We start from the raw sequence: 23,083 nt of genomic DNA on the forward strand, positions 1-23,083 counted from the left end.
TCCTCGTCATTTCCGTATTCCTACATGCCCTGTTGGAACAATATAATGATATAAATCAATAAATTACACTGGAGTGCGAAAGCGAGAATGCACCACTTGCACGAGGCTAAAAAAACCACCATAGCCAGCCACCCCCCCACGCGGTAAAATGAGGTGTTTTTTTAACCATCGCACACCATTATGACGGATAAACACATCTCACATTCTCCTTTGCATCCCACCGCTATCGACTCCACCGCCCAAAAACAACGTTGGTCAAATTTACACGGCAGCAGTTTAGCGTTGGCACTGAGCCAATTGGTGACGCATCAAAAAATGATGCTCATTATTATCACCCCCGATAACCTGCGCGCACAGCAACTCACTGACGAAATCCGCTTTTATAGCCATCATAGCGCGCCATTGCTCAATTTTCCCGATTGGGAGACTTTGCCTTACGATGTTTTTTCACCGCATCAAGACATCATCTCCGAACGCCTAACCACTTTGTATCACCTGCCGCATCTTTCACATGGTATTCTTATTTTACCGATCACGACCTTAATGCACCGTTTACCGCCTTGTCATTATGTGCAGCAAAATGTTTTACAATTTAGTATTGGACAGAAAATTTCTTTAGAACAGTTTCGACGGCAATTACAAAACAGCGGTTATCGTCACACCTCTCAAGTGGTAGAACACGGAGAATTTAGTGTGCGCGGTGGTTTACTGGATTTATTCCCTATGGGCAGTGATGTGCCGTATCGCATTGATTTAAATGATGATGAAATCGATACGCTGCGCACTTTCGACCCAGAAACACAACGCTCTTTGGATAAAGTCACTCAGATTAATTTATTGCCTGCGCGAGAATTTCCGCTTACCGATAACGCCATTGAACATTTTCGTACTCGCTGGCGTAGCCAATTTCAAGGTGATCCACGTCGTTCAACGGTTTACCAAGATGTCAGTCAAAAATTTGCACCGGCGGGTATTGAGTATTATTTGCCGCTTTTTTTTGAAGAGACGGCGACTTTATTCGACTACTTACCGCCCGGTGGCTTGATTTGTACGGTTGATAATGTCACCGAAATCGCCGATCAATTCTGGCAAGAAGCCAATCAACGCTACGAACAACTGCGACACGATATTGAACGGCCACTGCTCGCGCCTTCCACGCTTTTCTTACAGACACACGAGGTTTTTGCGGCCATTCGGCATCATCCTCATTTGGATATTCGCCCTGACCATCCGTCGGCGCATATTTTTCTGACTCAACCGCCGCCCCTTCTCACCGTCGAAGCGCGACAAGCTGATCCCCTTGCCACCTTAAAACAGTTTTTAAACAATTTTCAAGGCCGGGTTTTAATTGCCGCAGAAACGATGGGGCGACGTGAGTCTATGATGGAGTTATTCCGTACTCACGATATACGTCCTGTTGTGGTGGAGAATTGGGCCGATTTTTTACAACACTCCGCTGCCTTGTGTATCACTGTTGCGCCATTGGAACGCGGGTTATATTTAACTGATCCTTTGTTGGTGGTGATTTGTGAGGCGCAATTGTTTGGGGAGCGGGTCAGTCAACGCCGCCGCCGCAACAAAATTACCCGCGATACCGATACCGTCGTTCGTAATCTGACTGAATTGAGTATCGGCGCGCCCGTCGTTCATGAAGAACACGGTGTGGGGCGTTATCTTGGTTTGGTCACCTTGACTTTAAACGGCATCACGGCTGAATTTTTACACCTAGAATACGCAAATCAAGATAAACTTTATGTGCCTGTGAGTGCCTTGCATTTAATCAGTCGTTTTACAGGCGTTGATCCAGAACACGCGCCTTTGCACCGATTGGGATCGGGGCAGTGGGAAAAAGCCAAACGCAAAGCCGCACAAAAAGTCACCGATGTCGCCGCTGAATTGCTAGATATTCACGCCAAACGCGCCGCACGTCAAGGTCATGCCTTCCGTTACGATCCCAAAGATTACGCTGCATTTGTACAGCGTTTTCCTTTTGAAGAAACACCCGACCAACAAGAAGCGATTTTGGCGGTCATTCGGGACATGACTTCAGAAAAAAGCATGGATCGGTTAATTTGTGGGGATGTGGGTTTTGGTAAGACTGAAGTGGCGATGCGAGCGGCATTTATTGCGGTCTCTGATGGTCAACAAGTCGCGGTTCTCGTTCCCACCACGCTCTTGGCACAACAGCATTATCAAAATTTTCAAGATCGCTTTGCCGAATGGCCGGTGAAAATTGAACAATTATCGCGTTTTCGCAGCAAAAAACAGCAAGAAACCGCATTAAGCCAGATTGCCGATGGACAAATTGACATTATCATTGGCACGCATAAATTATTGCAAGACCCTATTCATTTTAAGCGGTTGGGTTTGGTGATTATTGATGAAGAACATCGTTTTGGTGTGAAGCAAAAAGAGCGTTTTAAAGCCTTGCGCGCTGAGGTGGACATTCTCACGCTCACTGCCACGCCCATTCCGCGTTCGCTTAACATGGCCTTGGCGGATTTGCGGGAATTATCGATTATTGCCACGCCGCCGTCGCGTCGTTTAGCCATTAAAACTTTTGTCAAAGAATGGCACGCCCCCTCAATCAGTGAGGCGATTATGCGCGAATTGCGCCGCGGCGGACAAGTGTATTTTTTACACAATGACATCGACAGTATTGAAAAAATGGCACAAACCGTATCAGAATTAGTGCCAGAAGCCCGTGTGGACATCGCACATGGTCAGTTACGTGAACGAGAATTAGAGCGGGTGATGCGTGATTTTTATCACCGTCGTTTTAACGTGTTGGTTTGTACAACAATTATTGAGACAGGCATCGATGTTCCCAGTGCCAATACGATCATTATTCATCGGGCGGATCGCTTCGGTTTGGCGCAGTTGTACCAGTTGCGCGGCCGCGTGGGACGCTCGCATCATCGTGCTTATGCCTATCTGATCGTGCCACCGCAAAAAAACATGACCAAAGAAGCCATTAAACGTCTTGATGCCATGACTTCGTTGGATACTTTGGGAATGGGATTTACGTTGGCAACGCATGATTTAGAAATTCGGGGCGCAGGCGAGTTATTGGGTGATGAGCAGAGCGGCCATTTACAGGAAATTGGTTACACGTTATACACCGAGTTGTTGGAACGTGCGGTGAACGCGCTTAAATCAGGACAGATTCCTGATTTGGAACGGCCTTTGCGACACGGCACTGAAATTGATTTTCATGTATCCGCTTTGATTCCTGAAGATTATTTACCCGATGTGCATACCCGTTTAATCTTGTATAAACGCATCGCCAACGCACAAACCGAAGCGGCTTTGGATGAGATTCAAGTGGAGATGATCGACCGTTTTGGTCTGTTACCTGAGGCGGCACAGGCTTTGTTTAGATTGGCTGAGTTACGGTTGCAGGTGATGCCGCTGGGAATTCGTAAGATTGATTTGGGCGAAACAGGGGGTTATGTGTGGTTTGATCGCACGACTCCTGTGGAGCCAATGCAGTTGGTGCAGTTGGTACAACGCCAGCCTTCGGCATACCGTTTTGACAGTGAGGATCGGTTGCGATTGCAATGGTCGATGCCTGATTTTGCCAGTCGCTGTGAGGCGGTGTTGGCGGTGTTGCGGGTGTTGCAAGTATCGCTGCAAGCCGTTTTTTAGGGATGGAGCGATTGGAGGAGGGGTGATGGGCAAGCAGCCGCAAGCCTTTCGGATCGCTGCATTGTAATGTGATAACCGACTTTCCGAATGCGCGATGGTTGAGGCGCGGCGGATGGGTCATAGAACCAATGGTGAGCCAGTTTTGGACATTTTTTTAATCCGACATACACGTGTGCAAGTGGCGGAAGGCACTTGTTACGGTCAGACTGATGTGCGTTTGTCTGATACTTTTGATGCGGAGTTTGCCGCAATTCAAGCAAAACTTCCTGTTTTTTCGCAGCCAGTGCAGGTGATTTCAAGTCCTTTATCCCGTTGTTTGCAACTGGCGGCGCGGCTGAGTTATAAAATTAAAACAGACCCGCGCATTATGGAGTTGCATTTTGGGGATTGGGAGATGAAATCTTGGGAGGATTTAACCAATAAGCAAATTAGCCAATGGGCAGAGGATTATATTCATAGTGCGCCACCGAATGGGGAAAGTTATCAGGCTTTGTATGATCGTTGTACTGCATTTTGGACGGAGTTGGTGGCACAGGAGTTAGAACAAGTGGTGATTGTTACCCATACGGGAGTGATTCGGGCTTTGGTAGCACATGTATTGGAGTTACCTTTGCATAAATCGTTTAGTTTGCATTTTGATTATGGGGCGGTGAGCCATTTGGTTTTTCACCGCGATTGGACACGAGTGGTTTATTTGAATCGGTAATTGGCTAAGGGCAGACGGGGTGTGTCTGCCCTTTGCTGTTTTTAGGCTATTTGACCAATTGCCGATACATTAAGCTATACAGCATTTCTAAATAACGCTGAGTTTCGGCGCGTTCTAAATTGGTGGCATATTTCCAAAAACCATAAACCCGCGATAAAGTCATTAAACGCTCGGCATATAATCGCCAATTATAACGCGATTGAATGCGCGCAATTGCGGCATGAGAAATCTGCTCCCAATAACCTGATTCGCTTTGACAACGTTGAAAGAAGGCAAGCAATTGTTCTGCGACTTTATCGCCACTATTGGGATCGATATGAAAACCTGAAATGCCATCTTGAATAATCTCCGATGGCCCCCCGTAAATCGTCGCAAAAGTCGGCAATCCCGAAGACATCGCTTCAATCACCGTTAAGCCAAAAGCTTCAAATAAAGCAGGTTGAATAAAAACCCCTTTTTTATCGGCAATATAACGGTAAATTTCTCCCGATAAACGTTTATCTAAACGCTTCCCTAACCAACGCACACAACGATCCAATTGATAATGGTTCATTAAATCGTGCATTCGCTGAATTTGATAGCGTTCTTCATCATCTCCCGATTGCTGTACATCAATATGTCCGCCAATAATCACCAAATTAGCACATTCTTGCAATTGGGGATTGCGTCCATACCATTCGACCAAATTAGAAATATTTTTAATCGTGTCTAATCTGGCCATAGTAAAAATTAACGGTTTATCAGAATGCACCAATTCGCCGCGACATTCAGCACTGGCTTGGCCATAAATTAAGGCTTCAATATCGCTGATTAATGCGGGAAAACGGCGTTCTGTTTCGGTGGTGGGGAAATAAATCGTTTCATCGGCACCGGGTGAAACAATATTAAATTTCGGATCAAAAACATCAATCCCATTCACCACCCGATATAAGCCCGGTAAGGTATAAGCCCCATAGCTCTCATATTGGCCGACACTGTTTTTTCCTCCTGCAATTTCTTGATACGTGCTGGTGATAATAAAATCAGCCGCATTCATGGAAATTAAATCTGCGGTAAATTGCGCAGAAAAATGATAATTGGCTTCGTTTTCTTGCCAATATAAATCAGAATAAAGATATTTGGTTTTTTCCAAAGCATGAGCAATAATACATTGCGTCACTTTAAGCCGCTGTGACAATAAAGTAGCCACCAAATTACCATCCGAATAATTGCCAATAATTAAATCAGGTCTGCCGCCCAATTCGGCTAATAATTCTTTTTCAACATCTAAAGTAAATCGCTCTAAATGCGGCCAAATATGAAAACGAGAAATCCAATGTGGAATAATTTCTCCCGTTTCAGTACGGAAAGGAACACGTAAAATAACCGCGTTTTTAGTGCCTGCAATGGGTTCTAAAGGTTGATGGCAAGTTGTTTTGCCTGAATCGGGAATTAGACGGGTAATTACGACAATTTTTGGCTCTAAATCAAGACCCGATTCATCTAAACGTTTGCGCATTTCTCGTTCTAAGGCTTTGACCTGATCTAAAATATAAACCACCTGCCCTCCCGTATCGGGTAAACCAAACACATTGGCTTGTCCAAAATAACCGTGTGGAGAAAGAATGGCCAATTTAAAAATCATGGGAATTCGCGTTAAAAACTGCTCTAATTGGCTGGGATCGGGAGCTTGTAAAATATCGACTAATAAATTCATCGTGTCCCGAATCTGTGCCACCGTGCGCCCCCAACCGCGTTCAAAACCCATCGTTTGCAATTCATGCCCCACATTTTCCCACGTATGGGATTGCGGTTTGCTGGCCAATAACAGATCGACTTTACGCAAACTTTCACGCAATTCACTCGCATTTTTAATGCGATCATTGAGCATTAATTGCTGTCCTTCGACTTGATGCACGCGCAAAAAATTAAAAATTAAATTATCGCCTTGACGCATATCGGCAAATAATCGCGTAGAAAGATGTCGATTTAAAAATTCAACCCCGCGCCCAATTGACCGTTGTTCGCGCAATTTAGGAAAATCACGTTGAAACGGCGCAAAATCAATTTCTAATCGCCACGGATCAACGTGTTCTCTTTGCACCACTTGTTCTTTAAATTGCAAAAATTCGCCAATTTGCACCGATTCTTGCACCAAAGCTTCAATATGAAAGCGAAAAAATGCCCATCGCCCCGGCCCAAAACGAGTAGAAACATAAATCCATGGATCAATCACCACCGCTTCTTGGATAGTGTGAATAAAACTCGCCATAGGGGTATTTTTAAGCTCTAATTCACTGTGATTCTCACACAGTTTCTCAAAACGATCCACAATGTCAGAATGCAAATATAAATGGCGATTTTCTTCACTCAGTAGCATTTTAAAAAAGGAATATAAAGCACTTTGATAAGGCTCTAAATTAAAATTTTCATTGTGCATCATCATTCTCCTCTGTAATGCTGTCTAAAAAGCTGAAATGAAAGATACCTTCAAGGATACCTTTAGCATAGTGATTTTTTGCAAAATAAACTTGATGTCTGCCCCTTAATTTTTCTAATTCAGGGCTATAATTACCGACAACAATAGCCAAAGTATTGCCTTTTAACATTTCTTCATCATTTCCCGAATCGCCCGCGACAATAAATTGATTTAACGGCAATCCCCAACGAAACGCCAAATAACGCACCGCTAAACCTTTAGAAGCGCGCAAAGGAAGAATATCCAAATGCACGCCCTGCGATAAAGACACATTGACCGAAAATTGCCGTTGTCGCAAATAACGAATCACATCCCGACGACGCAACCCCGGCCGAGTCACATAATAACTCACTTTAAATTCTCTTTGATTTTCAGGCGGTTGCAATTCAATGCCTTCAAAATCCATTAATGCCGCTTTAATTTTCGCGGCATTCCAACGAAAATTAATATGACTGCGCCAGCCTTCATCTAAAATCATTTTGGGACTGTAATGAATTTCTGTCCCCACAGAAGTAATGAAAATATCCACAGGAATTCCCCAAGGTTCAAGAACGCGCATGGCACTTTCTAAACTCCGCCCCGTGGCAATTCCAAAAGTGACTTTCTCACGTTTCTGCTCTAAATAATCTAAGAATTCATTCAGGGCTTTTTCATCACCAATTAAGGTGTTATCAATATCCGTAATAATAACTCGATCTGTCACGGCTAATTTACGGCTAAAAGGAACTTCCATTCCGCGTCCTCGCAAATGATAGGGATAATCGGGTTGAATTTTAATCATCGCATTTTGAATTAAATCAATATAACGATTGACATGGCTTTGCCACGTATAATATTGCTTAATTCCCAATAAGCCATTATTCGCCCATTCTTGCCAACGATGGGGGTCAGAAATCGCGTGATAAATTGCCTCGCCCATTTCCGCATAATTAAGCGGATCAATTAATAAACCATTTTGGCAATTTTTAACAATATCCACCGGCCCCCCGTCTTGCGTCGCCACAAAAGGCAAACCCGTCGCCGCCGCTTCTAGCAGAGTTAAACCGAATGGCTCCGTCAACGCAGGGTTAATAAAAACGCCTCCGCTAAGGGCAGCCATGCGGTATAAATCTGGGACATCACTGGATTGGTGATGTTTGGGATAAGCGACTTTGCCATATAAATCATGCTTATCAATCGCATATAACATGCTTTTCAATACCTTACGTGAACTGTTGTCCATCGTCGCCAAATTGTCTCGATTTCCCGCCACAATCACCAAATTGGCTTTATGTTTTAATTCGGGATGTTGACCGTAAGCATGAATTAAACCTGGAATATTTTTACGTTCATCCGCCCGCGATAATGCCAATAAAATAGGCTTATTTGGCTCTTTAAGAAATCGGCTTAATTGCGGGTAAATGGGAAATTGATCTAAATCAAAATCAGGCGTGGAATAAAAGCGGGTAATGTCAACCCCAGGCGGCAGCACGTGCATTAATTGTGGATTGTAACGTTCATATAAGGCATATTGCTGTTTCACTTCTTGAGATGTGCTGGTAATAACCAACGATGCCGCACTTAATGCGCGCTCTTCGGCTTCAATACGATAACCGATATTATAACGCTCTTTAATTTGGGTGTCTGTTAACCCTTTTTCTAATAATCGTTGTCGTTTAACTCGCCCTAAAGAATGCCCTGTAAAAATAAAAGGCACTTCTAAAAGACTCGCTAACATCGAGCCAATATAACCCGCATCGGCATAATGACCATGAATCACATTGGGAATGCAACGCATGTGATGAAAATGTTGCAAAGCCTGGTCAATAAAATCTTCTAAATAAGGCCACAAGACTTCTTTACGTAAATAGCGTTTTGGCCCGCACGGTAAGCGCACAATGCGCGCTTTTTCATTCAATAATTCAATCGGCTGCGCATAATCAGAACTGACTTTAGGATCAATAAGTTGTCGCGTTAAAAGCTCGACTCGTTCCACTTGATCATGTTTCGCCAATTCTTTTGCTAATTCAACAACATAAGTAATCTGTCCTCCCGTATCCGCATCGCGTCCAAGTTCAATATTTTTTCCGCGAATTAAACCATGTAAGCTAATAAGAACCACATAAAGTTTTTTTGAAGTCATCCGTTTATGTCCATGTATTGGTGATTTGACGGTAGAATAAAATGTCTGTGCAAATGGCTCCTCTCATTTGACAAATGGCAGCAGCAAAATGTAACGCCCGTTCTAAGAGTAAAGAAAATGGCCAATTCTGTAATAAACCCATCAGGCAAACAGCACTAAATGCGTCTCCTGCACCGACAGAATCGATCACTGAAATAGAAGGGGGTAATTGCTTTAATAATGGCTGTTGGGGGATTTTTAATATCGCGCCCTTTTCGCCGAGGGTGACAATGACCGCTTTCAATTGATATTGTTGGCAGAAATCGTCGAGTAAAGTTTCTCGTGTGCTGTCTGTGGCATTCTTAAAATGAGGATTAAGAACAGACATTTCATCTTCATTAATTTTGAGCCAAGTGGCCGCTTTTACAACCCTTGTGATCAAATCAGGTTGCCACCAGGGCGCACGTAAATTTAAATCTAAGAAAATCGGCACGGCCAATTTTTCTACCATCGCCTGCCATGTTTGACGTGAACAAGTATCACGCAAAGCCAGCGTTCCATGATAAAATACTTTAATATCAATATGTTGTAATTGGGAGAGTAAGGGATCGGCTTCGATTTGATCATAAGCCTGTTGAGCAGGAATGGTGAATTGAGGGCTGCCATTTTGTAACGAAACTTGCACTTGTCCCGTGGGATAATCGCTGTTTTGTTGTAAAAAACGGCTGTCCATGTCCCAATTTTGCAGGGTTTGTATGATATTTTGTCCGTCGGCATCTTGTGCCACGCGGCTGATTAACAGCGGCTGTAAACCAAAACCACGCAAGTGCCACGCCACATTAAACGGCGCACCACCCAATACTTTCTTGTTTTCATTGATAAAAATATCATGAAGCACTTCGCCGAAAATTAAGGGATGTCCTGTGGGAACGGCTTTGGAAGGGAACATAAGGCTTTCCTTTGTTGAAAAATGGGTGTTAAAGTGAAGGGTTAGTTTTACATTATTTTATTCAAAATCCATTAAAACAATCCCACAAGACAATTTTCACAAGAAAAGATACAATAAAACCGTTTAACCCCCAGAAATAATCGGATGACCCTCATGACCAATGAAACGAATACAGTTAAAGAAATGATGGAAAATATCGGTCAAGCGGCGCGCCAAGCCTCTTACGTGTTGGCGCATAGCTCGACGCAATTAAAAAATGCCGCGCTCGCGGCGATTGCCACGGAATTGGAACAACAACGGGTGTCGCTGAAACACGCCAACCAAGAAGACATTGAACGCGGCCGCGCCAATGGTCTCAGCGAAGCCTTGCTGGATCGCCTGACATTGAACGACAAAGCCATTGACACGATGATCGAAGGCGTAAAACAAATTATCACCCTTCCCGATCCCATCGGCAGTATCAGTGATTTAAATTATCGTCCTGAAGGCTTTCGCGTGGGAAAAATGCGGGTGCCGTTGGGCGTGGTGGGGATTATTTACGAATCGCGGCCGAATGTGACTATTGATGCAGCGGCTTTGTGTTTAAAATCGGGTAATGCCACGATTTTACGCGGGGGGTCGGAGGCGATTTCTTCTAATCAAGCGATTGCTGAATGTATTCGTATTGGTTTAGCCAAAGTCGGCTTGCCACCCGAAGCAGTACAAGTGGTGAAAACGACGGATCGCGCCGCGGTGGGCGAATTGGTGCGTTTGTCTCGTTATGTGGACGTGATTATTCCGCGGGGCGGAAAAGGTTTAATCGAACGAATTACAGAAGAAGCCAGAGTTCCCGTGATCAAGCATTTAGATGGCATTTGTCACGTGTACATTGATGATTTTGCAGATAAAGCCAAAGCCATCGCGGTTGCTTACAACGCCAAAACCCAACGTTATGGCACATGCAATACAATGGAAACGCTGTTGGTTGCCCAGACGATGGCTGATAAAGTGTTACCCGAATTGGTGTCACGTTATCGGGAAGCTGGGGTTGAGTTGCGCGGCTGTAAGCGGACACAAGCCTTGATCACCGATATAAAGCCCGCAGTGGCTGAAGATTGGGATACGGAATATTTAGCACCGATTTTAGCGATCCGTATTGTTGACGGGCTTGATCAGGCGATTCAACACATTCGCAATCACAGTTCACAACACACGGACTCTATCATTACCGAAAATTGGACTCATGCGCAACGCTTTTTAGCTGAGGTGGATTCCAGTTCTGTGATGGTGAATGCGTCTACCCGCTTGGCAGATGGTTTTGTGTACGGTTTAGGTGCGGAGATTGGTATTAGTACGGATAAATTTCACGCCCGCGGCCCTGTCGGTTTGGAAGGCTTGACTTCGCAAAAATATATTGTACTCGGTGATGGGCATATTCGCAGCTAACTTATTGATTTATTGAGAGATGTGGTGTTTAATTTTTTGCATCTCTCATTAAATTTTAATTAATTTCATTTTTTTCTAAAAAAACGCTTGCCAAACCCATTCAGCTACTATAGAATGCGTAGCTTCAGTTGATGCGGGGTGGAGCAGCTCGGTAGCTCGTCGGGCTCATAACCCGAAGGTCGTAGGTTCAAATCCTGCCCCCGCTACCACTTAGCCAGACGTTGGCGAGTTTATTGGTTTTTGCTGCTTGAAACTAACAACTGACCCCTTTCTTTATTCCTCATGTCGTTTTTTCTACTTTTTCCCCTATTTTTGTTTATTCGTTTAAATCGCCGCAAACACTATCATGAGCGGTTTTCATGATTACACCTTGTTTTGATAAAACCAAACTGGCCACTTTGCCATCGCGTCCCGGTGTCTATCGTATGTTAGACCCAAAAGGGCAGGTGATTTATGTGGGCAAAGCGAAAAATTTAAAAAAACGAGTTTCTAGTTATTTCGTTCATTCCGCGCAACAATCGCCTAAAGTGCAACGGCTGTTATTACAATTAGCCGATATAGAAATTACGGTGACACAAACCGAACAAGAAGCGTTAATTTTAGAAAGCACTTTAATTAAACAATACCAGCCGCGTTATAATGTTTTATTACGCGACGATAAAAGTTATCCTTACCTTTTTCTTTCTGCTGATCCTTTTCCGCGTTTAAGTTTACATCGTGGCGCAAAACGGCCGGCGGGGCGTTATTTTGGCCCTTATCCGCACGCGCACGCGGTTTATGACAGTTTGCGCTTATTACAAAAATTATTCCCAATTCGTCAATGTGACAATCGTTTTTTTCAAAATCGTTCCCGTCCCTGTTTACAATACCAGATAAAGCGTTGTACTGCGCCTTGTGTGGGGTTAATCAGTGAAGCGGCGTATCAAGTTGACGTGCAGCATACAGTATTATTTTTACAAGGACGCAGTCAGCAGGTCATGGAAGCCCTAATGGTGCGCATGAATACGGCTGCGCAAGCCTTAGAGTATGAACAAGCGGCAAAATTCCGCGATCAAATCAGTTTATTACGTCGTTTACAAGCCCAGCAAATTGTCAGTACTGATGATGACAGTAATATTGACATTATTGCTATCGTACAAGAAAACGACACCGCTTGTTTACAATTACTCACCATTCGCCATGGGCAACAATTGGGCAGCCGCGCTTATTTTCCTAAACAGACTCGTGATCAAACGACGGATGATATTTTAACGGCTTTTTTAAGTCAATATTATTTAAATAATTCACATGACATTCCTGAAGAAATTGTGTGTCCTTTTGATTTTTCAGATAGGGAATTATTTGCCCGCACATTAAGCCACCATTATCAAAAAACAATTCGTGTTACTTTAGGTTTGCGGGGTATAAAACAACGTTGGTTAGCCATGGCCGAAACCAACGCCCGCGTGAGTGTAGAACAACACCGTCCCAGCCAATATCGAGATCGGTTAGCCGCGCTCAGTATCGCGTTACAATTAGACAGTATGCCGCAACGCTTAGAATGTTTTGACATCAGTCACAGTTTGGGCGAGGCGACGGTGGCTTCTTGTGTAGTATTCGATGCAGAAGGAGCTTGTCCGCGGGCGTATCGCCGTTTTAACATTCGTGGCGTGGCTCCGGGCGATGATTTGGCGGCGTTGGCACAAGCGGTCACTCGCCATTACACTCGTGTAGCGCAACAGGGCGCGGATTATCCCGATGTATTATTAATTGATGGCGGGCGTTTACAAATTAATAAGGTAAAACAAGCACTGGCGGACATAGACTGTTTAAAAATACGTTTGTTCGGTGTGGCTAAGGGAGAAAAGCGGTTAGCGGGTTTAGAAGCGATTATTTTACCCGACGAAGAAAAGCCGTTGCTGTTGCCTTCGGATTCGCCGGCCTTGCATTTAATTCAACAGATTCGTGACGAGGCGCATCGTTTTGCCATCACCACACATCGTAAACAACGTGCCAAACAACGGCAACAATCTCTTTTGGAATCCATTCCCGGTATTGGGCAGAAACGTCGTCAGCAACTGATTCGTCATTTTGGTGGTTTACAAGGCGTGACACAAGCGGGTGTGGACGATTTAGCCAAAGTTCCCGGTATTAGTCGGCAATTGGCGGAGAAAATTTATGCGTTTTTTTTGAAAAGTTAAGGGGATTATTTAGGTTTTTGGTTTTGCTTCGCTGCCGGCTAAATTATTGGGATTGTTATGCACCTGTAAATGAATTTTCTTCTTCATCAGGTTCATGGGCTTTTAAGGTTTTGTCTTTAGTCCAAATATGAACTTTAACTGGCTCTATTCGCCTTTTAGATTTATCTTTTTTTAATTTACGGGCTTCTTCAATAATTGTAGCATCCACTAAACCAATACTTTCACTGCTATTTTTACCTCCTTTTGTACATTCAATATATTCTTTCGCAAATTTTTCCCATAAATCAATAAAATTTCCAATATCTATTGCAGGAACAATTTCCCAAGGCTTTTGATTTTCAATGCTCTTTTTAATGGTTTCAGCAATTTTTAAAGCCAATTCTTTCTTGCGCTCGAAAGATCGAACATCTGCAACATGATTACCCAATTCATAAAGACAGGGCAAAGGAACAATGAATCGATAAGGGGCTTCTATTGCTTTCTTGAAACGCTGGTGAATTTCTTCGGCATCTTTTTCATTAAAAGAACCATCGACTTTAAATAATTCTAATAAATAACTGGTATCTATCACATAGATTTTAAAAGGCTCTTTACGCATTAAAGATGATTTAACCATTCTAAAGCCTCTTTTTTACGATCTTCAGCAAAATTTGTAGCCAAGTATTTTTCCAAGAAGCTACGAGTAACTAAATCACCTAATTTTGCATGATCAGTAAATTCAAAATAATAAGATAATTCAGATAAAGGGACTAATGTTGTGGCTTGTTCTTTAGCTTGATAAACACAATTAACCACCCCTTCTAATTGTGAAGATTTTAAAGCATTTAATGTAGCGGGATTATGGGTGGTAATTAATACGTTGAGCTTGCGTCTTTCGATACAATCTTGAGTGGCTTTTAATAAAATATCCACTCGACTGGGATGCACGCCATTATCAAATTCCTCTACAATCAAACGGGAATGTTCTGGAATGGTTTCCAAAGCAGTTAAAATGGCTAAACACCGTAATGTCCCATCAGATAAAAGCCTTGCATCACTCAAACGATGCGTTTCTACTTCACGCAAAGCAAAAAGCACATCATTTAATTCTGAAACGGTGACAAATTGAAAATCTTCATAACATTCATTAGGAACTTGTTGAATCCAATTTAAAATGCGTTTAAGGCTTTGTTGCTGTTCTTGCGTTCCTTGTGATAACCCGTATAAAACCGCAGAAAGATTAGAGCCATTTTTCGCTAAAATCATATTGCCAATTCGTTCATAAGCCCGCATTAATTTTGGATTGGGATCAAAAGTAAACGAGTTTTGTAGATGTTTAATAATGAGAGAAATTATTTCACTACTTTCTTTAAATTTTCTATTTTTAACTGCCAAATTTTTATATTGAGATAAAAATGATTGGGTGGCTGAACTTTCGGTAGATGATTTATATGATTTTTCAAGATTGGAAAAATTATGATAGCGAATTTTTATATGATGAATATCCGATTTTTTGGGGACAACTTCAAAATAAAGTGTGTCATTTAAATAAAGTGATTCATCAATAATTCTCAATGGCTCTTTTGCAATAGATAAGCGATAGGTAAAAGAATATTCTTTTTCCTGAAAAATAATTTTCGATGACACACCCAAAGTAAAGAAAGAATGGCCATAACGCGGGCAATTTTGCAATCCCCCGCGAATTTCTTGTTTGCCTTCCTTATTTATATCGGTGACTTCATACAGCAAGCCACCTTGTGCTAAAAAGCCTAATAATTCAATGGCTTCAATTAAATTACTTTTACCAGAACCATTCGCTCCAATTAAAACAGTCAATGGCTGAAACAAATCGATTTCAGATGTGGAAAATCCCTTGAAATTTTCAATAAAATACATAAAAAACTACCCCTCCAATTCCTGCCAACGCGCATAAGCCGTTTCTAGTTTCTTTTCTAAATCGCGTAATTGATTAATGGTGCGATTCATGGCGGCATTTTCTCCTTTATAAAAATTGGGATCGCCCATTTCTAATTGCAAGGCAGCAATTTGTTTTTCTAAGGTTTCAATAACGCTGGGTAAATTAAGCAATTCGCGTTGTTCTTTGTAGCTTAATTTACTTTTTGTGCTGTCGTTATTTTGTGGTTTTTTTACCGTTTCTGTTTTGGTTTGGGGGGGATTGGTTTGTGTGGAAACAGATGGCGATGGCCGTTGTCGTAACCAATCGTCATAACCGCCGACATATTCGGCAATTTTGCCGTTTTCTTCAAATGCAAAACAACTGGTGACGACGTTATTTAAAAAATAACGATCATGACTGACCAATAACAATGTACCGGGGAATTCGGATAACATTTCTTCTAATAATTCTAAAGATTCAATGTCTAAATCATTTGTCGGTTCATCCATCACAATCACGTTGGCAGGCTTAGTTAATAAGCGCGCCAATAATAAACGGTTTCTTTCTCCACCCGATAAAGTTTTCACGGGAGATCGCACGCGGGCTGGAGCAAATAGAAAATCATTTAAATAGGACATGACATGTTTACGTTGTCCATTAATATCAATAAAATCCTGTCCTTGTCCCACCGCATCAAATACGCTTTGTTCGGGGTCTAATTCTTCGCGCAATTGATCAAAATAGGCGATATTTAATTGCGTGCCGTGTTTAACCGTACCGCTGTCGGGTTCTAAGGTTTTTAATAGGATTTTTAATAACGTGGTTTTGCCCGCCCCATTCGCGCCAATAAAACCAATTCTATCCCCGCGCATAATCACCGTAGAAAAGGGATTAAAGACCACTTTATCTTGCCACGATTTACTGATCTTTTCCGCTTCAATCACAATTTTTCCAGATGATTCGCCGCTATCCAAACTAAGGCGCATTTTTCCGATTTGTTCGCGGCGTTGTTGTCGTTCTTGGCGTAATTGTTTTAAACGGCGCACGCGGCCTTCATTGCGGGTTCTTCGGGCTTTAATTCCCTGACGAATCCACACTTCTTCTTGGGCGAGAAATTTATCAAATTTAGTGGCTTGAGTGGCTTCAGCGGCTAATTGATCGGCTTTGCGTTGCAAATAGGTGTCGTAATTACCGGGATAACTGCTTAATTGACCGCGATCTAATTCAATTATTCGCGTGGCAATGCGCTGCATAAATCGCCGATCATGGCTGACAAATAATAACGCTCCCGTAAAATCTAACAATAATTCTTCTAACCATTCAATCGCTTCTAAATCTAAATGATTGGTTGGCTCGTCTAATAATAAAACATCAGGCTCAGTAATTAACACTTGTGCCAAAGCCACGCGCCGTTTCCAACCACCTGATAATGCCTCCATTTTCTGTTCCGCAGGCAATTGCAAACGGGATAACATCGCTTCTACTTTCTGTTCTAATAACCAGCCATTATTGGCTTCTAATTGATGTTGAATATCGGCTAATTTTTTTAAGGCTTGGGTTTCGTTTTCTTGTTCATTAAAATGGTGGGTTAAAAGATAATATTGTTCAATTAATTCGCCCAATTGACCCAAACCCGCTGCGACAGCTTGAAATACTGTCTGATCGGCGCGCCATTCGGGTTCTTGTGCCAAACGTGCCACGCGACAGCCTTGTTGGTATTCGATTCTGCCTTTATCGGCGTGTATTTCTCGATTGATGATCTTTAATAAAGTGGATTTACCCTCGCCGTTACGGCCGATCAAGGCCACCCGCTCCCCCTTGTCTAAACGAAAATTGGCCGCATCCAATAAGTTGACATGACCAAACGCAATGCTTATATTTTCTAAATTAATCAACGCCATAATTATAATTTAACCTTTTTTGACCGATAAATACTGCCCAGAGGATTACCTTTTTCGCCATTTTATGGCAAAATAGTGTTTGTGACCTCTTGTGTTCAGATAATTCGATATTATAAACAGAATGCAGTCCCGTGATCGTAAGAAAGTACAAGAGTTTTCAACCGTTTTAATGTTTTAGCGTGTCTGCGTTGGCACAGACTTTTTTCCACTGCCACCCGTTCGCAAACCGGCTTGTTTGCATCCCACTTAAATGTTTTTGTTTTACTTCAATGCCTTATTCTGAAATTCAGAGGTGACAGCCATGCTTTTTGATAAAATGAACGCCAATAATACCAACAATCCCAATCCTGCCAATGTCAAAGTCGCAACCATGAACGCGGGCAGTATGGAAGATTACGCGGATGAAGCCCGTCCGTTGTCGCAAGCAGAAGCCAATAAACTGATTCGTAACACTTATACCCTGTTGGCGATGACGCTGGCCTTCAGTGCTGTTACTGCGGGGATGGCTCTGGTTATGGAAATGCCGCGCATCCATTGGATCGTGACTTTAGTGGGTTATTTCGGTCTGCTGTTTTTGACCCAATATTTGCGCAATAGCGTGTGGGGTTTGGCTTCTGTATTCGCATTGACGGGCTTTATGGGCTTGACCTTGGGGCCTATCATCGGCATGTATTTAAGCGCGTTTAGCAACGGACATACGCTGGTCATGATGGCTTTTGGTTCGACCGCCGCCGTTTTCTTAGGCTTGTCGGGTTATGCCTTGACCACCCGTAAAGATTTCAGCTTTTTAGGTGGATTCTTATTCGTCGGTATTTTAGTCGCCTTTTTGGCGGGGATCGGCGCGATTGTGTTCCAAATGCCCGGCTTGTCCTTAGCGGTCTCAGCGATGTTTGTATTGCTCATGTCCGGTTTAATTCTCTACCAAACCAGCGATATGGTACACGGCCGTGAAACCAATTATATTATGGCTACCGTAACCTTATACGTTTCCATTTATAACTTGTTCTTGAGTTTGTTGCAATTATTTGGTTTGATGGGTGAAGAGTAAGCGGATTTGATTGCGATCTACGCGACGTTTTAATTGCAATGTGCAGTAAAAACCCCCATAGGTGCGTTATTGGCCTATGGGGGCTTTTTTTTGCGATATAATCTGATTTTTCACCAAAGGAGTTTGTTCATGTTGAAATTTTTTAAGTCTTACGGAATTTATGGCTTAATGGCTTTGCTGTTGGGTTTGCCCTTGTTGAGTGTCGCACAAGACAATGTGCGATGGAAAATGGTGACGACTTGGCCGCCTAATTTTCCCGTGTTTCAAGAAGGCGTAGAACGATTCGCCAAAGAAGTCGAAGTGATGAGTAATGGGCGTTTACGGATTCAAGTTTTTCCCGGTGGGAAATTAGTGCCGCCCTTGCAGACGTTTGATGCTGTCTCACAAGGCACAGTACAGATCGGCCATGGCGCAGCGTATTATTGGGCGGGGAAAGTGCCTGCCGCGCAGTTTATGACCACTGTTCCCTTCGGCATGACCGCTAAAGGCATGAATGCGTGGTTTTATCACGGCGGCGGTTTGGCGTTGTGGGATGAGTTGTATCAGCCATTTGGCTTAAAAGCCTTTCCCGCAGGCAATACAGGCGTGCAAATGGGCGGCTGGTTTAATAAAGAAATCAACACTATCGCCGATTTACAAGGCTTAAAAATGCGCATTCCCGGTTTAGGCGGTAAAGTGTTGTCCAAAGCAGGCGGGACTCCGGTCTTGTTGGCTGGCGGCGAAATTTATACCGCTTTAGAACGCGGCACCATCGACGCAACGGAATGGGTTGGCCCTTATCATGATGAGCGATTGGGTTTGTATCGTACCGCGAAGCATTATTATTACCCCGGCTGGCATGAACCCGCTACGGCTTTGGAATTGATCGTGAATTTGAAAGCGTGGGAAGCCTTACCGGCTGATTTACAAAAGATTGTTGAAGTGGCCGCACGCGCTTTGAATTTGGACATGTATGCTGAATTTGAAGCGAATAATTTGCGGGCTTTGCGCGAATTACGCGAAAAATACAAGGTAGATGTGCGTGAATTTCCTGCCGAAGTGTTGGCTGAATTGCGCCGTTTGACCGAGGAAACGCTCAACGAAGAAGCCGAAAAAGACGCAAGTTTCAAGAAAGTCTATGAAGCCTATCGTGCGTTCCAAGCGGATAATGACGCATGGAATGCGATTTCTGAAAATGCTTACAATCGCGCCCGCACACAAGAATAGTCGCTTAGTAATGAGAAGATAAGGGAAATTATCAGGGATAACATTGTATTAAGCGGTGTTATCCCTGTTTTTTTGCAGTGCTTTTAAGCCAGTGGAATGAAAAATAATGATGCTATGGTCAGGATTATTATTGGGGACGGTGATTATTGGATTATTGCTGTGGGTGGGTTATCAGCGGTATCGCCAGCAACAATGGCGTAATCTGATGTCTTTGGGGCCTGCACCGGGTAAAAATAGTTTTCGTAATTATCGTAAAGGGCGTTTTTGGCTGCGGGATCGGTATTCGCCGTGGTTGCCAAATATTAGCCGTTATGGGGGAAAGCGTGACTTAACCGTGTCGCAGGTCATCGCCACGGAATATCCGCGAGCCGTCGATGTGAATACTGAGCCATTGGAGCAGCAACGTCCTTGCTACGTTGTTCGTGAGCCGTTGCTGTCGGAGAGCCATTTGGCGTTGTTGCGAATGTTGTGGCAGATTTTGCGGCCGAGTGTTTATCAGGTTTTTCCAGACTGGTGGTTAAGTCAGGTGGTGGACATTCGTAAAACAGAAGACGGCAATATTCATGAAGCCCACGCCCAACGTTTACAAAATAAGCGCGTCGATTTTGTGATCTGTGATTCGCAGGCGAAAGTGCGCGGAATTATTTTATTAGAACCCGAAAACCGAGCCGAACAGAAATTAAAACAACAAGTTGAAGCCCGTTTTATTGAAAGTTTATTAACAAATGTAGATATTCCTGTTTTATTTTTAGCAGAAAATGAAAAGCATGAGATAAAGCAAATAGCGTGTTTATTGTCTGAGCGATTTAAATTAAATTTAACTCAAAAATCATCCATATCCAAGCCTGCGATGCCGGCTTGTCCCAAATGTGGCGCGGCCATGAAAAAAACACAAGCCAAAACAGGACAGTATGCCGGCCAATGGTTATTCGTCTGTTCGGATTATCCGCGTTGTCGCACGGCGCGAAAATGTCCAACCCATTAACTCTATTGGAAGTTTTAGCTGATGGTTCGTGGGGGTTTAGGACAGACGGTTGTCTGCCCTGACGATACCGTTAAGACCAGCCCTGATCCTTTTTAAAACGATGTATTAAGCGGCGATCTCGCTTATTCGGACGCGAGTCTGGGGCGGTGAATAAACCCGCTTGAGACTTGCGCAAAATCGCTTCTGCTTCGCGCTGTTGAATGCTCTCTGGTGTTTCTTCATACAGCAACGCGGCCACCGTTGCCGGCCCGCGTTGTCGGGATAAGCCTCTGACCCATACCACTTTTTCCCAAGCCGGTGTGCGCACCGTAATCTGATCACCCACGCGCACCGCCCGTGAGGGTTTACAACGCTGCTGATTCACCTGAACTTTACCGCCGCTAATCGCTTCCGTTGCCAGCGACCGCGTTTTAAAAAAGCGAGCCGACCATAACCACTTATCTAAGCGAATCGGCTCTTCTGCGCTGATTGTCGCGTCTTTCACCAATTTATAAGCCCTCCACTCGCTCTAAAATTAACACGCCTGCGTCGCCTTTTTCCACATGTTCGACTTTTATGGGGAGAAAATGCCACTGTGGCGCACACCATAGTGTGGTTTGTCGCTTGCCATCGTCGCTAATCCGTTGATATTTAAGTGTATTAACTTGTTGTGCGCCAATATTTACCGCTTCCTCGCCCAAGAAACGCGGCGTATAAGTTCTCACTTCCCCTTTGTAAGCAACTTTGAATGACAAATCACGTTCGCCCGCCGCTAATTGTTGCATTAACACCAGTTGATACAACATGTTATCCAACACGCCTTCGGATAAAGGCACAGACCATTCTTGTCCAACAATCGTATTGTTAGCCACACCGTTTGTCCAGTCAAACTCAATAAGATCATGTCTGGGATTTTTTTTGCGGGCGTGTTTGTATTCATAGCGCAAGGGTTGAATCAAGCCACTGGCCGTTTGAGAAAATAAACTGCGTTCCATAATGACATCTCCGCGAAATAACGCCGCAATGCCACTGGTTTCAGTTTGAGTCTCAAACACATAATTTTCGCCTTGTGAATAGAAACGTCTAACCCCCTTTCCTACGGGTAAACCCTTGAGATAAACCGAATAATGTGCCGTAAAACTCGGCGGTAATGGCCATATTTCTCCCGCAAAACCACTTCGTGTCAAACTCAAGGCTAAAAACAAAGCCAAAAAATAAATCCACTTCATCTTAATAAGCTCCCGATCAAAAAATTAAGCCACTTAGCCAAAACAATGTCCCATCACCTCACCAGGACTGTTAAAAATCAATCGATTATCACCATTATCAAAAAATATCCCTCATTCTAAAGAAATACAAAAAACAAGCATAAGCTCCAACACTAAATAGATAATTCAAACTAAGCTAAACTCAAGCCCTACTCTCGATAAAAATAGAGACTAAAAGCAACGAGAGCTAGACAAAACCCAATAAAAAATCTACACTACTCTCCTAAGCACAAAAGAAATTAGCTTTATCTACAGAATAATCCCATCAACTTCCGCTATCATCCAATAAAAAGACCTGTTGTCAACCGCATCGCCAACGACTGGCTTTGTATCAATGTCAAAATATCCCTTTTAACAAGAATCATCCCGCCAAAATTAAACTAAACCCAGCCGCTAATCTGGCCTTATCCCACAGATTTGTGGCAAAAAAATGGCAAGCCGCTAATCGATAATGTAAAGCGATACAGATTACATTAGAATCCATGAAAGAATCTCCTTAATGAACCCCTTAAATTTCTCTTTTTATTTATAAAAATATCAAGCTATTCAATAAGTTATTTTATATACTTCTCTTAAATTCTCCGTTAAAATACACTTGAAAAAGGCTGTCAAACCCCATCGCAATTCTCTGCAATATAACCTTATCCTAAACGGCAAATGCAGCACGGACAAGCCCGATCTAAAAAACACTAAAATTTTTATCTCAACCCCTTTAAAAAATAAAACATTTACTTTATTATAGATTGCGATGGTACTTACTATTTATCCCTTAGCTATCCTGAGCCTTCTGAAAAGACTAAACAGGACAAAAAATAAGCTCCTTTTTTTGTCCCCATCCCAGCAAGACTTAAAGCCACTAAGGATAAGACCATTAATAAAGTGAAGCATTTCACATTCATCATAAACACGAACGTGTTGAGTTTAACATTGAGATTGGGAATATAACGACTATGGATACATCACTGGAAAAAACCTTAGAAGGCCTGGAATTACAGGACTTGATCGAAGTGCAAGACAAGGTCGCAGAGCTGTTAAAATCTCGCCAAAAGGAAGAGAAAAAATCTCTGATAGAACAGATTCGTGAGATGGCTGATAAAGCAGGTTTAGAGATCGACAATGTCGTTTGGGCCGACGAAATCAAGCGCAAACAGAAATCAAGAAAGCTCTATCCGCCAAAATACTACAATCCACAAAACCCAACCCAAACATGGACAGGGTTAGGCAGACAACCCTCTTGGATTAAAGAACATCTGGCTAAACACGGTAATTTAACCGCCCTTTTGTTGCCTGAAGAAAAACAATAAGCCACACCCTGTTGTTCGACTTATTTCTTCTTAAATACCCAGCTTAATC

At 43.0% G+C, this 23,083-nt stretch carries 18 protein-coding genes and 1 tRNA gene; 9 read left to right on the forward strand and 10 right to left on the reverse strand.

Annotation, left to right across the window (positions count from 1 at the left end; genetic code table 11):
* Positions 1-63: 63 nt before the first annotated feature.
* Positions 64-195: a hypothetical protein gene (locus TPSD3_RS18095; RefSeq protein WP_280938405.1), complete on the reverse strand. Its 132-nt coding sequence runs from the start codon at positions 193-195 to the stop codon at positions 64-66.
* Here TPSD3_RS18095 and mfd point away from each other — a divergent pair.
* Both mfd and cobC read left to right on the forward strand, forming a co-directional pair.
* A complete protein-coding gene (gene mfd / locus TPSD3_RS02655; RefSeq protein ID WP_086487041.1) occupies positions 181-3,648 on the forward strand; it encodes a transcription-repair coupling factor in 3,468 nt (1,155 codons plus the stop codon). The genes TPSD3_RS18095 and mfd overlap by 15 nt on opposite strands.
* A 112-nt stretch (positions 3,649-3,760) precedes the next feature.
* Entirely contained in the window at positions 3,761-4,354 is a 594-nt protein-coding gene (gene cobC / locus TPSD3_RS02660) for an alpha-ribazole phosphatase (protein WP_245391509.1), read from the forward strand.
* Positions 4,355-4,400: 46 nt separating this feature from the next.
* Here the strand turns inward: cobC and TPSD3_RS02665 are convergent, their stop codons facing one another.
* Genes TPSD3_RS02665 through TPSD3_RS02675 form a run of 3 tightly spaced genes read right to left on the reverse strand, consistent with a single transcriptional unit; the run spans position 4,401 to position 9,862 of the window.
* Positions 4,401-6,779, reverse strand: a complete 2,379-nt coding sequence (locus TPSD3_RS02665; protein ID WP_217884353.1) for a sucrose synthase — start codon at positions 6,777-6,779, stop codon at positions 4,401-4,403.
* Positions 6,763-8,934, reverse strand: a complete 2,172-nt coding sequence (locus TPSD3_RS02670) for an HAD-IIB family hydrolase (RefSeq protein ID WP_086487043.1) — start codon at positions 8,932-8,934, stop codon at positions 6,763-6,765. Before TPSD3_RS02670 ends, TPSD3_RS02665 begins: the two co-directional genes overlap by 17 nt.
* 4 nt (positions 8,935-8,938) lie before the next feature.
* Positions 8,939-9,862 carry a PfkB family carbohydrate kinase gene (locus TPSD3_RS02675; protein WP_086487044.1) on the reverse strand — a complete coding sequence of 308 codons (924 nt, stop codon included), beginning with the start codon at positions 9,860-9,862 and terminating at the stop codon, positions 8,939-8,941.
* A gap of 153 nt (positions 9,863-10,015) precedes the next feature.
* On the opposite strand from TPSD3_RS02675, the gene TPSD3_RS02680 reads away from it, so the two are divergent.
* From TPSD3_RS02680 to uvrC, 3 genes are all read left to right on the forward strand, one after another.
* Positions 10,016-11,287 (forward strand): glutamate-5-semialdehyde dehydrogenase, encoded by a 1,272-nt coding sequence (locus TPSD3_RS02680; RefSeq protein ID WP_086487045.1) that lies wholly within the window; start codon positions 10,016-10,018, stop codon positions 11,285-11,287.
* A 132-nt stretch (positions 11,288-11,419) separates the two neighbouring features.
* A tRNA-Met gene (locus TPSD3_RS02685) sits at positions 11,420-11,496 on the forward strand.
* Between the two features lie 150 nt (positions 11,497-11,646).
* Complete coding sequence (gene uvrC / locus TPSD3_RS02690) at positions 11,647-13,467, forward strand: excinuclease ABC subunit UvrC (protein ID WP_086487046.1); 1,821 nt, start codon at positions 11,647-11,649, stop codon at positions 13,465-13,467.
* Positions 13,468-13,522: 55 nt separating this feature from the next.
* Here uvrC and TPSD3_RS02695 read toward each other — a convergent pair whose 3' ends face one another.
* Genes TPSD3_RS02695 through TPSD3_RS02705 form a run of 3 tightly spaced genes read right to left on the reverse strand, consistent with a single transcriptional unit; the run spans position 13,523 to position 17,244 of the window.
* Positions 13,523-14,083, reverse strand: coding sequence for a PIN domain-containing protein (locus TPSD3_RS02695; RefSeq protein ID WP_086487047.1), 561 nt, complete (start codon positions 14,081-14,083; stop codon positions 13,523-13,525).
* On the reverse strand, positions 14,065-15,342 hold the full coding sequence (locus TPSD3_RS02700; RefSeq protein ID WP_086487048.1) for an AAA family ATPase: 1,278 nt from the start codon (positions 15,340-15,342) through the stop codon (positions 14,065-14,067). Before TPSD3_RS02700 ends, TPSD3_RS02695 begins: the two co-directional genes overlap by 19 nt.
* Positions 15,343-15,348: 6 nt before the next feature.
* Positions 15,349-17,244, reverse strand: coding sequence for an ATP-binding cassette domain-containing protein (locus tag TPSD3_RS02705; RefSeq protein WP_086487049.1), 1,896 nt, complete (start codon positions 17,242-17,244; stop codon positions 15,349-15,351).
* Between the two features lie 385 nt (positions 17,245-17,629).
* On the opposite strand from TPSD3_RS02705, the gene TPSD3_RS02710 reads away from it, so the two are divergent.
* From TPSD3_RS02710 to TPSD3_RS02720, 3 genes are all read left to right on the forward strand, one after another.
* Positions 17,630-18,292 carry a Bax inhibitor-1/YccA family protein gene (locus TPSD3_RS02710; RefSeq protein WP_086487361.1) on the forward strand — a complete coding sequence of 221 codons (663 nt, stop codon included), beginning with the start codon at positions 17,630-17,632 and terminating at the stop codon, positions 18,290-18,292.
* Positions 18,293-18,421: 129 nt separating this feature from the next.
* Complete coding sequence (locus TPSD3_RS02715) at positions 18,422-19,498, forward strand: TRAP transporter substrate-binding protein (RefSeq protein WP_086487050.1); 1,077 nt, start codon at positions 18,422-18,424, stop codon at positions 19,496-19,498.
* Positions 19,499-19,604: 106 nt separating this feature from the next.
* Positions 19,605-20,483: a DUF2726 domain-containing protein gene (locus TPSD3_RS02720; protein ID WP_086487051.1), complete on the forward strand. Its 879-nt coding sequence runs from the start codon at positions 19,605-19,607 to the stop codon at positions 20,481-20,483.
* Between the two features lie 70 nt (positions 20,484-20,553).
* Here TPSD3_RS02720 and TPSD3_RS02725 read toward each other — a convergent pair whose 3' ends face one another.
* From TPSD3_RS02725 to TPSD3_RS18100, 3 genes are all read right to left on the reverse strand, one after another.
* Positions 20,554-20,967, reverse strand: coding sequence for an RNA-binding S4 domain-containing protein (locus TPSD3_RS02725; protein WP_086487362.1), 414 nt, complete (start codon positions 20,965-20,967; stop codon positions 20,554-20,556).
* A 4-nt stretch (positions 20,968-20,971) separates the two neighbouring features.
* Positions 20,972-21,691 (reverse strand): DUF3108 domain-containing protein, encoded by a 720-nt coding sequence (locus TPSD3_RS02730; RefSeq protein ID WP_086487052.1) that lies wholly within the window; start codon positions 21,689-21,691, stop codon positions 20,972-20,974.
* Between the two features lie 400 nt (positions 21,692-22,091).
* Complete coding sequence (locus tag TPSD3_RS18100) at positions 22,092-22,214, reverse strand: hypothetical protein (protein ID WP_280938406.1); 123 nt, start codon at positions 22,212-22,214, stop codon at positions 22,092-22,094.
* Between the two features lie 466 nt (positions 22,215-22,680).
* Between TPSD3_RS18100 and TPSD3_RS02735 the strand changes: the two genes are divergently transcribed.
* Entirely contained in the window at positions 22,681-23,034 is a 354-nt protein-coding gene (locus TPSD3_RS02735) for an H-NS histone family protein (RefSeq protein WP_086487053.1), read from the forward strand.
* Positions 23,035-23,083: the final 49 nt, after the last annotated feature.

This window comes from Thioflexithrix psekupsensis (genome assembly GCF_002149925.1).
Classification (GTDB): Bacteria; Pseudomonadota; Gammaproteobacteria; order Beggiatoales; family Beggiatoaceae; genus Thioflexithrix; species Thioflexithrix psekupsensis.